At 51.2% G+C, this 12,025-nt stretch carries 12 protein-coding genes, 1 other RNA gene and 1 pseudogene; 8 read left to right on the top strand and 6 right to left on the bottom strand.

The annotated features are described in order from the left end of the window. Nucleotides 1-53: 53 nt before the first annotated feature. The 4 genes from putP (at nucleotide 54) to GL2_RS22150 (ending at nucleotide 2,758) form a co-directional block, all read left to right on the top strand. The gene (gene putP / locus GL2_RS12905) at nucleotides 54-1,520 is read left to right on the top strand and encodes a sodium/proline symporter PutP (RefSeq protein WP_143731053.1); all 1,467 of its coding nucleotides are present in this window, start codon (nucleotides 54-56) and stop codon (nucleotides 1,518-1,520) included. Between the two features lie 155 nt (nucleotides 1,521-1,675). Continuing rightward, entirely contained in the window at nucleotides 1,676-2,188 is a 513-nt protein-coding gene (locus tag GL2_RS12910) for an O-acetyl-ADP-ribose deacetylase (protein ID WP_143731055.1), read from the top strand. Nucleotides 2,189-2,294: 106 nt separating this feature from the next. After that, nucleotides 2,295-2,624, top strand: coding sequence for a DUF962 domain-containing protein (locus GL2_RS12915; protein ID WP_232053611.1), 330 nt, complete (start codon nucleotides 2,295-2,297; stop codon nucleotides 2,622-2,624). Beyond that, entirely contained in the window at nucleotides 2,555-2,758 is a 204-nt protein-coding gene (locus tag GL2_RS22150) for an Mpo1-like protein (protein ID WP_255505667.1), read from the top strand. Before GL2_RS12915 ends, GL2_RS22150 begins: the two co-directional genes overlap by 70 nt. Before the next feature lie 47 nt (nucleotides 2,759-2,805). Here GL2_RS22150 and GL2_RS12920 read toward each other — a convergent pair whose 3' ends face one another. Then, a complete protein-coding gene (locus GL2_RS12920; protein ID WP_143731057.1) occupies nucleotides 2,806-3,291 on the bottom strand; it encodes an Lrp/AsnC ligand binding domain-containing protein in 486 nt (161 codons plus the stop codon). Between the two features lie 199 nt (nucleotides 3,292-3,490). Between GL2_RS12920 and ald the strand changes: the two genes are divergently transcribed. Beyond that, complete coding sequence (ald, locus tag GL2_RS12925) at nucleotides 3,491-4,636, top strand: alanine dehydrogenase (RefSeq protein WP_143731058.1); 1,146 nt, start codon at nucleotides 3,491-3,493, stop codon at nucleotides 4,634-4,636. Between the two features lie 369 nt (nucleotides 4,637-5,005). Here the strand turns inward: ald and GL2_RS12930 are convergent, their stop codons facing one another. The 4 genes and pseudogenes from GL2_RS12930 to GL2_RS12940 all read right to left on the bottom strand — a co-directional run bounded on the left by GL2_RS12930 (nucleotide 5,006) and on the right by GL2_RS12940 (nucleotide 8,283). Further along, entirely contained in the window at nucleotides 5,006-6,358 is a 1,353-nt protein-coding gene (locus GL2_RS12930) for a substrate-binding domain-containing protein (RefSeq protein ID WP_143731059.1), read from the bottom strand. 309 nt (nucleotides 6,359-6,667) lie between these two features. Next, complete coding sequence (locus GL2_RS22365; protein ID WP_370452057.1) at nucleotides 6,668-6,778, bottom strand: 16S rRNA (uracil(1498)-N(3))-methyltransferase; 111 nt, start codon at nucleotides 6,776-6,778, stop codon at nucleotides 6,668-6,670. A 128-nt stretch (nucleotides 6,779-6,906) separates the two neighbouring features. Further along, nucleotides 6,907-7,335, bottom strand: a pseudogene (locus GL2_RS22370) (RsmE family RNA methyltransferase); the annotation flags it as partial. A gap of 105 nt (nucleotides 7,336-7,440) precedes the next feature. After that, a complete protein-coding gene (locus GL2_RS12940; protein ID WP_143731060.1) occupies nucleotides 7,441-8,283 on the bottom strand; it encodes a 6-carboxytetrahydropterin synthase in 843 nt (280 codons plus the stop codon). 129 nt (nucleotides 8,284-8,412) lie between these two features. Here GL2_RS12940 and ffs point away from each other — a divergent pair. Together ffs and GL2_RS12950 are read left to right on the top strand one after the other, a co-directional pair. Then, an RNA gene (ffs, locus tag GL2_RS12945) (signal recognition particle sRNA small type) lies at nucleotides 8,413-8,509 on the top strand. A gap of 271 nt (nucleotides 8,510-8,780) precedes the next feature. Continuing rightward, nucleotides 8,781-10,643 carry a M2 family metallopeptidase gene (locus tag GL2_RS12950; protein WP_143731061.1) on the top strand — a complete coding sequence of 621 codons (1,863 nt, stop codon included), beginning with the start codon at nucleotides 8,781-8,783 and terminating at the stop codon, nucleotides 10,641-10,643. Between the two features lie 114 nt (nucleotides 10,644-10,757). Here GL2_RS12950 and GL2_RS12955 read toward each other — a convergent pair whose 3' ends face one another. Then, entirely contained in the window at nucleotides 10,758-11,537 is a 780-nt protein-coding gene (locus tag GL2_RS12955) for a type IV pili methyl-accepting chemotaxis transducer N-terminal domain-containing protein (RefSeq protein ID WP_143731062.1), read from the bottom strand. A 45-nt stretch (nucleotides 11,538-11,582) separates the two neighbouring features. On the opposite strand from GL2_RS12955, the gene GL2_RS12960 reads away from it, so the two are divergent. Continuing rightward, the gene (locus GL2_RS12960; protein WP_143731063.1) at nucleotides 11,583-11,801 is read left to right on the top strand and encodes a hypothetical protein; all 219 of its coding nucleotides are present in this window, start codon (nucleotides 11,583-11,585) and stop codon (nucleotides 11,799-11,801) included. The last annotated feature ends 224 nt before the right edge of the window (nucleotides 11,802-12,025 follow it).

Raw genomic sequence — 12,025 nt, forward strand, 5'->3', positions numbered from 1 at the left:
GCAGTAATAGCCCTATCCTGGTGCCACTCCACCTTGAGTAGAAGGAACCCCACATGCCCGCACAGTGGCTCGTTGCCCTTACCTTTGTCGCTTACCTGGCTTTAATCCTGGTGATTGGCATTTACGCCTATATGCGCACCAAAAATGCCAGCGATTACTTCCTCGGTGGCCGCTCTCTACCCCCCGCCGTTGCGGCGCTGTCTGCCGGTGCTTCAGATATGAGCGGTTGGTTACTCTTGGGCTTGCCCGGCGCTGCTTATGCAGCGGGTTTATCTGCGGGTTGGATTGCCATAGGGCTTTTTTCCGGTATCGTTTTGAGCTGGGTCAGCATGGGGCGCCGCCTGCGTATCTATACCTATGAGCTCGATGATTCCCTGACAGTGCCCGCTTACCTGGATCGTCGCTTCAAAATGGGGCATCCCTATCTGCGCACTATTTGCGCCATTTTCATTTTGTTGTTTTTCCTCTTTTATGTGGCCTCAGGCTTGATTGCCGGTGGCAAGCTATTTGAGACAGTGTTTGGTTGGGACTACCACTATGCGGTGGTTATTGGCGCTGTTGCGGTAATTTCCTACACATTGTTTGGTGGCTTCCTGGCGGTATCCTGGACTGATGTGTTCCAGGGTTTACTGATGAGCGTTGCCTTGATTGCTGTGCCTTGGGTAGTTATCTCCGGTCAGGGAGGTTTAACCGCCAGCTGGGCTCAGCTTCAAGCACAGCAGCCGCAGTTAACGCATTGGCTGATTGATGGCAGTGGCCAGGCTTTGGGGCTGGTGGCCATTCTCAGTTCCCTGGCCTGGGGACTGGGCTACTTTGGCCAGCCTCATATTCTGGCGCGATTTATGGCTGTGCGTAGCTCGGACGATGTTCCTGCGGCGGCAACCGTAGCTGCTGTTTGGTCCCTGATTGGTTTCCTCGGTGCCATGGCGGTGGGCCTTTTTGCCCACTTGCAGATGCAGCAGGGGTTGCCCGATGGCGAAACGGTATTTATGGAGCTGGTGCAAGTGCTGTTCCATCCGATTGTTGCCGGTGTACTGCTGGCAGCGATTTTATCCGCCATTATGAGTACTGCAGATTCGCAATTGCTGGTGTCTTCTGCAGCGTTGGCAGAAGATATTTACCATGTCTGGTTTGGGCGCAAGACCAGTCCGGAAGCCATGGTTAAAGTGGGGCGTTGGGCCGTTGTGGGGCTTTCCCTGATTGCCGTATGGATTGCCATGGACCCGGATTCCAAGGTCCTGGATGTGGTGAGTTATGCCTGGGCCGGGCTGGGTGCCGCTTTTGGTCCGACACTGTTAATCAGTCTCTACTGGTCGAGGATGACCGGTAGCGGCGCTATTGCCGGGGTTACTGTCGGTGGAGTCACAGTGGTGATCTGGGAGCAGCTCTCCGGTGGCATCTTCGATGTTTACGAATTGCTGCCAGGCTTTATTTTCTCAGCAGCTGCTATCGTCATAGTTAGCGTACTGACGAAATGCCCGGAAGCCGTGGCCTCCCAGCATAAAAAGTTGCTGGGATAAGCCCGGAGGGTTTGCACTTAAGGCCTTCTTTTAAGGGGGTTGGGTGCAAGACGACAGCTGCGCAAAGGGCGCGCCTGTGGCAAGGGCGCGACTGTTGTGAGGCGAAAAGGATTTCCATCCGCAGCGATTATTCCAATAGCGGTTGGAGATACTGAGTGATCAAAGTTCATCTCGGTGATATCACGCGATTGAACGTCGATGTCATCGTCAATGCCGCCAATGCCCACTTACTCGGTGGTGGCGGTGTCGACGGAGCCATTCACCGTGCCGCGGGCCCCAATCTTCTGGAGGCCTGCCGCAGTATCGGGGGTTGTCCCGCCGGTGAGGTCCGTGCCACCAGTGCTTTCTCAATCCCTGTCAAACGTATCTACCACACAGTTGGGCCTGTCTGGCGCGGTGGCCGTTTGGGCGAGCCGGAACTGCTGTCGAGCTGCTACCGCCAGTGCCTGACGTTGGCGCGGCGGGAGAGTATGCGCTCCATTGCCTTCCCTGCCATCAGTTGTGGTGTCTATGATTATCCCCCTCGGTTGGCGGTGGAAATAGCTGTTGAACAGGTGCAGCAACACCTGGAAAAAGACGGCGAACCACAGAGCATCGTATTTTGTTGTTTTGATGCGGAGATGGCTGAGCTCTATCACGCTCAGTTAGATGCCTACGTGCGGCGTTAATCGCTTATTTTGGCTCAACGCCTGATACTTTCGGCCATTGATTAGGGCGGGGGTGTCGAGGATGATAAGTTTCCTGACAATAACACTATAAGAAAAGGAGATTGTCATGCGCAGTGCTCAGCAGTGGTTTGCCGAATACGGTGAGAGTCACCAGAACCCCATTAATAAATCGATTCACTGGATCGCGGTACCGGTAATCTATGCAACTGTTGCCGGCCTTCTGTGGGATATCCCGCAGTTACAGTTTATGGCGGCACTCCCATGGCTGAATTGGGCTGTGGTAATCACAGTGCCGGTGCTGCTATTTTACTTTGCCCTTTCCTTCCCAATTGGCCTGGGTATGACCGCGCTGACGGTAGTCTGTTTATGGGGTGGTCAGTGGCGGAACGCCTGGGTGTTCCCGTGTGGCAGACGGCACTGGGACTGTTCGTGGTGATGTGGGTTTTTCAGTTTGTCGGCCACCATATCGAGGGAAAAAAGCCCTCCTTTTTTAAAGATGTCCAATTTTTGCTGATTGGTCCAGCCTGGGTAATAGGCTTTGTTTATCGCAAGTTGGGTATTCAATACTAAGCCGGTTCAGTGGGAGGGCGACTGGCTTGTCGCCCTCGTCGTGGATGTTAGCGGTTGTAGTGAACCGGTACCTCCAGGGTCTCTTTTACTTCCTCCATCACCACATAGCTGGTGCACTCCTGCACCTCCGGTAAAGTCAGTAAGGTTTCGCCATAAAACCTGCGATAGGCACTCATATCCGCAACCCGAGCCTTAATCAGGTAATCAAAGTTTCCGGAGACCAGATAGCACTCCTGTACCTCTGGCAGCGCTGCAACGGCATTACGAAACTCTTCAAAGGCGTCTTGGGCGGAGCGATTCAGGCGGATCTGTACAAACACTACCAGCGCTGCATCCAGAAACTCCGGATTGATCAGGGCCGTATAGCCTTGGATAACCCCCTCGCTTTCCAGCCGTTTCACCCGTTCTACACAGGGTGTAGCAGTTAATCCGACTTGACGAGCCAGTTCCGCATAGCTGGTGCGGCCATTTTTTTGCAGGACCCGCAGTATATTGCGATCCACTGTGTTGAGCTCTCCCGCGCGTTTACGCATACCTCTGCTTCCTCTGTAGGCGATCAGCTTAAAAAATGGACTTATCACTAACTTTACTAGTTGATTCCACTAGTTTGATAAAAAATCTCATATAAATCCACTCACAAAGTGGTCCTATACTGGGGAAAACACAGAAATTAGGCGTGGCTCCAGCCTTTGTGCGGAGATTGCGCCAGATACAGAGACCGAGGAGCAGAAAATGTTGATTGGCGTCCCTAAAGAGATCAAAAACCACGAGTATCGTATTGGCCTGACGCCGTCGAGTGTTCGCGAACTGGTCGGCCATGGCCACCAGGTCATCGTACAGAAGGATGGTGGTACAGCAATCGGCTTTACCGATGAAATGTACGAGCAGGCCGGGGCCAAGATTATTGATACTCCGCAAGAAATTTTTGCCACTGCCGATATGATCGTCAAGGTAAAAGAGCCGCAGCCGAATGAATGTGAAATGCTGCGTCCTGGACAGGTTCTATACACCTACCTGCACTTGGCTCCAGATCCCAAGCAGACTGAGCTGCTGGTGAAGTCTGGTGCTACCTGTATCGCTTACGAGACTGTTACCGACCGCTTTGGCGGCCTGCCGCTGCTGGCCCCGATGTCTGAAGTGGCTGGTCGTATGTCTGTGCAGTGTGGCGCGCACCACCTGGAAAAAGCCCAGGGTGGCCTCGGTGTATTGCTGGGTGGTGTACCCGGTGTAGCTCCTGCCAAGGTTCTGATTATTGGTGGTGGTGTTGTTGGTACCAATGCGGCCAAGATGGCGCTGGGTATGGGTGCCGATGTAACCATTCTGGATCGCTCCTTGCCGCGCCTGCGCCAGCTGGATGATATTTTCGGTGGCGCTGTACGTACCGAGTACTCCACTAATGATGCGATTGAAAAACACGCGCTGGAAGCGGATCTGGTCGTTGGTGCTGTACTGATTCCGGGTGCCGCGGCTCCGAAGCTGCTGACTCGCGATATTATCAGCCGCATGAAGAAAGGTGCTGTGGTAGCAGACGTTGCTATCGATCAGGGCGGGTGCTTCGAGACCTCCAAAGCCACCACTCACCAGGAGCCCACTTATGTAGTGGATGGTGTTGTGCACTACTGTGTGGCCAATATGCCCGGTGGTGTAGCCCGTACCTCTACTATGGCTCTGAATAATGCCACCCTGCCATATGCTGTGGCCTTGGCAAACAAAGGCGCCAAGCAAGCGTTACTGGATGATGCCAACCTGCTGGAAGGTCTGAATGTCCACGCTGGCATGGTGACTTACGAAGCAGTTGCCGATGTGCTGGGTTATGAGTTTGTAGATCCCAAGCTGGCCCTGCAAAAAGTTGCCGAGTCGGAAGAAGCGGTAGCCTGATTATTAGCGGCTGTCATACAGCCGCTTTTAAAAACAAGCTGCAATGCGCTTGTTATTTGGGAGTTTTCCCCGGAGCGCTCTTTGGCGTTCCTCTCTGTGAGACCTGGTGGCTCCCAAGCCATCAGTTGATAGCCGCGTATTTACGCGGCTTTTTTATTGCTGAGCCCATTATTTCTGACCTGCTTACACTCACAATACTTTTACTATGTGCTCATAGAGCTGTCTGATGTTTACAGAAAGCCCGTTTTTTCTGTATCTAAGGCGTTAGCTATGTGGGGAAAACAGGAAGCCCATCAAGGCACTTCCCGTCACATTTCCAAGTCCCACGTTATGGTTATTCCTTCCCTGCAAATCAGCGGAGCTTTCAAATCACAGTAACCAAACCTCAACTCGACGATTTTTAATCTTGCTAGTGGAATTGTTGGATGCAATCGGCAGGTAGGCACCGAAGCCTTGGACTGGTGCAGTGTTGATCTTGTGATGGCGAAGGGCAGATCGAACGGTTACGGCGCGCAGCTTGGACAAAATCACTGAACGTTCTGGGCTCGCTTTTTCGTCACCAAAGCCGATCAGCAACAAGCGACGCTCACGATTCTCGGATTTTTGCATATAGCTCGCCAGTCTTTGAATATCCTGTTGTGCTTTGTTGTCCAGAGTGGCGCTACCTTCAGAGAAGCGGAAATTAATACTCAAGCGCTCCGCTTTTTCAGTCAGGTCCAGGTACTCTTTTGGGCCCTCACGCAAGCCCTCGGGTTTGACCCCGATGGGAGTCTGGGCAACAAACCCGGTGGATTTTACCTGCTCTTGGCCCGGTTCACTCTGTACAAAGCGCAGAAATTCTTCGGCAAGCGGTTTTGTCGAATAAACCGGGGTATACAAAAACAGGCGGCGTGATAGCGGGTAATCTTCCGTTGCTACGGTTAAGTGCTCAGGTGCCTGGGGCTGGGTGTCTTCGTCAGAGACAGCGATTGCCCTGGATTGTCGTATTGATGGCAGCCCGACAAAGCCAATGCCATAGGGATCTGCGGCAACCAAATCAGAGAGTTGGTCATTGGATTCAAAGCGCTTTGCGCTGTCGATCAACGTGTGGTTTTTTCCAAGCACCAGGCTGTTAAAGGTATCCCAGGTTCCAGATTGGTTATCGCGGGCATAGACATTGATTCGACCTTTGCCTCCGCCGAGCTGGGACCAGTTGGAGATTTTTCCCGAGAAAATTGAGGCGATCTGCTGCAGCGTCAACTTTTGGATGGGGTTGTCGGGATGCACAATGATTGCCAGGCCGTCGATAGCAATGACATGCTCTGCGCGGCTGCTACGCATATTTCCCAGGTTAGAAAGTGCTGTAAATTCTGTTTCCTTGATTGGTCTGGAAGCCATGGCAATGTCCGTTTGGGACTGTTTAAGCCCTTTGAAACCTGTGCTTGAGCCGTGTGCAGCAATATCGACAAAGATAGTGTGGCTGCCGGTGCCTGCTTGTACACGGAATTCATTAGCGGTGCCTAGGGGGATCACACGGATGTTCTGGGCATTTTTTGCTGAAAGGTAGTCGCGAATCAAGTTGGGTGCTAACTGCGCGCCGATGGTATTTGAGCCACGTAGGGTAAACAGCAGGCCGGAAGTGTTGGAGTCAAAAGCAGGTAAGTCGGCGGATGTTATTGGAGAAAATACCAGTCCCAGCAAAAGTAACAAGGAACAGAAAAGTCGGTGTAAGAACAGGTGCATAAGAACTCGCCCGTAGGGAAGAAAAACGAGGCCGCAAAATATGTCTTGTTTATTACAAAATGATGAAATCTTAGTGAATAAAGTGTGCAAATGTCTCAGTCATTGGTTCTATGCACTATGTGGAAGGAATTATCGGGTGGAATTTTGAAATTGTAAGGTAAGCGGGGTTAAAGATGTGTAACAGGGATCAGAGTGCCGGGCTGACTATTTAGATAAAAAGTTTGAAATTAAGGGGATTGGCAGCTGGCGGGCAGACCAAATACCTTCAATCCGGATTGCTGGAATCCTGACCCGGTCAACCGTGAAAGACTAATGCGCTGGGAAAAGGCGGCTTACCAGTACCGGTAGTGCAGTCTCTACTCGCAAAATACGGGCTCCCAAGTGTACGGAATGAAAGCCGGCCTCTTGTAATTTTTCCACTTCGTAGGGAATAAAGCCACCCTCGGGGCCAATCGCCAGGGTGGTTGCCTTATCGATATCGACCGGGCAGGCCTCCCCCCCACCGGGTGGGCAACCATTTTCACCGTATCGGCAGATAACTCAGGCAGCTCATCTTCCACAAAGGGTTTAAAGCGTTTTCGCAAGATGATCTCTGGCATCTGGGTATCGACGGCCTGCTCAAGCCCTAGCAGACACTGCTCAGACAGTTTGTCCGGCTCCAGCCAGGGGGTTTGCCAATAGGACTTTTCTACACGGTAACTATTGAGAAGAACCAGTTTTTTTACACCCAGAGCAGTAATATGCTGAATAATCCGCTTTAACATTTTTGGGCGCGGCAATGCCAGAATCAGGGTGAGTGGCAATGGTGGTGGAGGATTGCTTTGTAACTCTACTCTGAGCTCAACCTGCTGATCTGTAAGAGCGATGATTTCACCAAAACCGATTTCACCATTGAGCAATCCAACACGCAATTGCTGCCCTGGGGCGGCCCGGTGGACCTTAACGATATGCTCCAACCTGCGGTCTGAGAGGCGCACATGAGTGGAGTCGATGAAATCAGTTTCCTGTAAAACAATCAGGTTCAAAATCTGCCAACCTTTGCTGTGTATAGAGACGGGTTCTGCTTTGCCGTATGCAAAAGGTCATCGCTGGGCGGAGGCGATTGCCCCTTTACCCAAACCTTCGTAGGCGCGCACGGTGATTGTTTTTCCGGGCGCCTCATTGGCCAGGGTGTTGGCAATATATTGGGCCAGCTGCTCTACGGTGGTATCGCAGTCGATAACCTCGCAACAGCGCGAGGGAAGTTCCAGGGTGAAATCACCTTGTTGAGCCCGATAGGCGAAGCTCAAAGTCTTCTTTTCTTCTATGCGCAAATCCTCGCGGGTTCCCAGATAAATATCTTCCCAGCGCTTTGCCCATTGCTGCTCCAATTGCTGGTCGCGTTCACCATCAGTAAAAATCTGGATGCGGGATCGGTGGCCGTGTGCGATTCGCTGACAATTGCCCTGGTGTTTTTTTAGGCCATGGCTGTAGTGATAGAAGGCATCTTTTATTTTTTCATCTTCAAAGGAGAGCTTGAGTTGCTCGACGCTGGTGGGAAAGGAGCTGGCCAGTTGTTTTACGCTCCAACGTGCTACTGAGTCCCCATTTATAGTGCCAGCCTCAACCAGTGCAAAAGCTTGTTCCGGGCCGGAAACAGAAATCTGCTCGCCACTTGCCAGCTGCCAAGTGAGTGATATTTGCCCGCTCTCATTGGTAAGAGTTAGTCCAGGGGCTAGGGTGGGGACCAGAAGGCGGTGGTCGAGTTGGTCATCAAGCCAGTGGCGCAGAGTCTTTTTTACGATACCAAAGTCGCAAACCATGCCCTGATGATCGAGAGCGCCCTCAAGGGTGGCATTGGCCAGCCATGTCTCTCCTACCAGGCCGCGCTGGAAGTCCAGGTAGCTGAAATCAACATTGGTTAAATTATCGACAAACAGGTGCATGGGTAACTCTATTGCATGGGGTAAGATAGTAGTCGTCCATTATAACCTGTTAATAGGGCTGGAACTTGCGCCTTTATGCCTCTATAATCGCGCCCTCTTCGGATGCACCGAAGATCGTTGTGGCGGCCCTTCCGGTCCCCTCGCAATGAACAGCTGTGAACTCCGCCAGGCCCGGAAGGGAGCAACGGTAGCAGTGGTATCATGTGCCGAGGGTGTGCTGGTTGGGCTGCCTCCAATTTCTCCCCACTTTTCTTGCATCCTTTACTGCTCTATTCAAAGCCCTCCTTATCTGTTTTACGACCCGGCTTCTAAGCGTGCTGCCCTGTGCCTGTGATTTTTACAGTAGTCCCCGTATTTTCCGCCAAATATACCTAAAAAAAAGGGATTTTGTGTCGATCTGGGCCTAACGGCGGCAGCGCCATCGCTGAAATAGCGATGCTTATGCTATAAACGGCGACAATTATAACCAGGCCCAATAATGATTATTTGAGGGGAAGATGAAAAAAGTTGCTCTAGCCCTTGCGACTGCCGTGGCACTCTCTGCTTGCGATAGTGGTCAGCAGACGTCGAAAACTGTTGGTGTGGCGCAGGCCACTGCGGAAAGTCCGGCAGCGGAACAAAGCCAGTTAACAGCGAAAGACGCCCAGGCTTTTTTGGATAATGCCCAGGCCCGCCTGGAGAAAATGGGACAGGAGATGAGTCATGCTGCATGGCTGGCATCAACCTATATCAACATGGATTCCCAGTACGTTGAGGCTTTGGCATCAGAGCGTTACACCACCCTGGCTGTAGAGCTGGCCTCTGAAGCGGCCAAGTTCAACAACCTGGAGCTGGATGCGGATACCCGCCGCCAGCTGACCATGCTCAAACAGGGGCTGGTATTCCCGGCTCCCAAAGACCCGGCATTAACTTCAGAGTTGGCCCAGATCGGCTCGAAGATGCAAGGTATGTATGGCGCTGGCAAATACTGCCGCAAGGAGTCCGGTGCTGAGAAGTGCTATACCCTGACCGAGATGGGGCAGGTGATGGCTAAAAATCGCGACCCGGAACTGCTTAAGGATCTCTGGGTTGGATGGCGCAAAGTGTCTCCTCCCATGAAGCCGCTGTATGAGCGCCAGGTTGAGATTGGCAATGCCGGCACTAAAGAGCTGGGTTACGACAACCTGAGTGTTTTCTGGCGCTCCAAGTACGATATGGAGCCGGATGCCTTTGCTGCTGATATGGATGCCCAGTGGGGCAAAGTGAAGCCTTTGTACGAAGCATTACATTGCCATGTGCGCGCCAAGCTCAACGAACACTATGGTGATGAAGTGGTGCCTTCTCAGGGCAAAATCCCCGCTCACCTGCTCGGCAATATGTGGGCGCAGGAATGGGGTAATGTCTATGAGCTGGTCAAGGATGAGGACATGCAGGCGCCCTATGACCTGACCCAGCTGGTTGTTGACTCGGGAATGAGTGAGCAGGATATGGTAAAAGTCGGTGAGAAGTTCTTTACCTCTCTCGGTTTTGAGCCGCTGCCGGAGACCTTCTGGGAACGTTCTCAGTTTACCCAGCCCCGTGATCGCGATGTGGTCTGTCACGCCAGCGCCTGGAATATGGATGGCCAGGACGACATCCGTATCAAGATGTGTATCAATAAAACCGGTGAAGATCTGGTCACAATTCACCATGAGCTCGGCCATAACTTTTACCAGCGTATTTATAAGGATCAGCCTTTCCTCTATAAGGAAGGTGCCAACGACGGTTTTCATGAAGCCGTGGGCGATACCATCGCACTATCTATCACTCCGAAATACCTCAAAGAAATCGGCTTGATGAACGAAGTGCCGGATGAAAGTAAGGATATTGGCTACCTGATGCAGCAAGCGCTGGATAAGATTGCCTTCCTGCCATTCGGTTTGCTGGTAGACAAGTGGCGCTGGCAGGTATTCAACGGTGAAGTGCAACCGTCTGATTACAATAAGGCTTGGTGGAAGCTGCGCGAGGAATATCAAGGTATTGAGGCTCCAGTAGAGCGCTCCGAGGCAAACTTTGATCCGGGCGCCAAATACCACATCCCAGGCAATACTCCTTATGCTCGCTACTTCCTGGCGCGTATCCAGCAGTTCCAATTCCACCGTGCGCTCTGCGAAGCTGCTGGAGAAACTGGACCGTTGCACCGTTGCTCCATCTACAAAAATAGTGCGGCAGGAGAGAAGTTGCGCACCATGTTGGCTATGGGTGCAAGCAAGCCCTGGCCGGATGCGATGGAAGCCCTGACTGGCCAGCGAGACCTGGATGCTTCTGCGATTATCGATTATTTCCAACCTCTGATGGCCTACCTGGAAGAGCAAAACCAGGGTCGCCAGTGCGGCTGGTAATTTGATAGTTATCCAATAGCTCGTTAGCGCACCAACGATAAAAGGGGAGTTTTACTCCCCTTTTATCGTTTTACGAAGGCTTCTACACCGCTTTCTTTCAAATACATCCCATTCTTATAAAAGGGCGCTTGAATCCAATAATTTGGCGTATTGTTCTGTAACAACATCCATGTTGCGCAGCATCAAATCAGTAGTCCCTGTAATCACCTGAATCTGACGCTTCTCAGATATTTTCATCTCCCCCTCGAATCCGCGGCTTGCATAATTCAGGTGGTCCCGAGCTTTGCGGAGATTGTAGGTGATTTCTGGTGTGTTAAGCGGACTGTCCAGAAGTTGGTTTAAGCGGTTAGTGTACTCAGCAAGATCCTGTTGCAGTCCGCTGCTGGCATTATCCTGGGAAATTTCCCAGAGTTTAGCTGCATAGTTCTTGGCTATGCGTTGGGATAGCATACGTTGGCGACCAGCTATATTGATTAACTCTGCACTGTTGTGTTGTGCAAGTAGCTGGAGCTTTACAACATAAGCGTGCGTATCAGACAAGAGCGTATTGCTTTGTTCAAAGAGTCTGGTGGCGCTTTCCTTGCTGACAGGTTGCAGGGTGATCTGTTCGAATTTTTCCCATTCCTTTTGCACCTTCATTAATTGGCCTTTAATTTTTGCTGCGCCTTGAAAGGTATTTAGTTTTTCGTGGTTTCGCCTGAACTCCTGGAGGGACCTTGAAAAGACTTTTTCGTGACGTTCCGCACTGGGTTGTATTCCCCGAAGGATATAAGCCTGAGTGATACGTTGAGACAGCATTCGTTGCCGGCCAGCTATATTGATGGCATCTCCCATGGTGAAGGCCGAAATATCCAAGCTTAAGAGTAACAAAAAAAATACTGCTGTTAACTTCATGATTTTACTTTTACTGTTTGATGTTTTATCAGTTTGGATTTGATTTTGATTGAGCTGGACTTGAGGTGTAATTCAGGTTTGGCTGGCAATGGCCAAACGGCACTCTTAATTTACTGGCTCTTTTTGCAGTTTTTCATGGTTGCTGGGTCCAGGGTGAAATTCCTTACTGTTACTATTTTGTTTGGTGTCTTGTTCCTCTTCGTGGTCAAAGCTAAGAAAGAGGGGCATTTTAGAGGTCGCTTTTCATTAGGAATTGCTGGTTAAATTTAATCGACAAATGAAATTATTGGTGTTGGTTTTTTGGGTTAAGCAGAATTTTGAATTTAATTAACTTGAGGGGGATTTATAGCAAATTTGCCCTGACGGTTATCTACCCCTTTTTTTTTAGGTGGGGGCTGTGGTGGTATAGCCGAGGCTTTGAGGAAGCTTGAAGAGGGTGTTTTTTGTTGACCTGTAAACAAAAAAGGCCCTACCGGAGGTAGAGCCTT

It is taken from the genome of Microbulbifer sp. GL-2 (genome assembly GCF_007183175.1).
Lineage (GTDB): Bacteria > Pseudomonadota > Gammaproteobacteria > Pseudomonadales > Cellvibrionaceae > Microbulbifer.

What these genes read in the sequence shown, in the direction of transcription:
- GL2_RS12930 (WP_143731059.1), bottom strand. Translation starts at nt 6,358, where the DNA reads ATGCACCTGTTCTTACACCGACTTTTCTGTTCCTTGTTACTTTTGCTG.
- GL2_RS22150 (WP_255505667.1), top strand. Translation starts at nt 2,555, where the DNA reads ATGGGGTGGTCAGTGGCGGAACGCCTGGGTGTTCCCGTGTGGCAGACG.
- GL2_RS12920 (WP_143731057.1), bottom strand. Translation starts at nt 3,291, where the DNA reads ATGCGTAAACGCGCGGGAGAGCTCAACACAGTGGATCGCAATATACTG.
- GL2_RS12940 (WP_143731060.1), bottom strand. Translation starts at nt 8,283, where the DNA reads ATGCACCTGTTTGTCGATAATTTAACCAATGTTGATTTCAGCTACCTG.
- GL2_RS12950 (WP_143731061.1), top strand. Translation starts at nt 8,781, where the DNA reads ATGAAAAAAGTTGCTCTAGCCCTTGCGACTGCCGTGGCACTCTCTGCT.
- putP (WP_143731053.1), top strand. Translation starts at nt 54, where the DNA reads ATGCCCGCACAGTGGCTCGTTGCCCTTACCTTTGTCGCTTACCTGGCT.
- ald (WP_143731058.1), top strand. Translation starts at nt 3,491, where the DNA reads ATGTTGATTGGCGTCCCTAAAGAGATCAAAAACCACGAGTATCGTATT.
- GL2_RS12955 (WP_143731062.1), bottom strand. Translation starts at nt 11,537, where the DNA reads ATGAAGTTAACAGCAGTATTTTTTTTGTTACTCTTAAGCTTGGATATT.
- GL2_RS12915 (WP_232053611.1), top strand. Translation starts at nt 2,295, where the DNA reads ATGCGCAGTGCTCAGCAGTGGTTTGCCGAATACGGTGAGAGTCACCAG.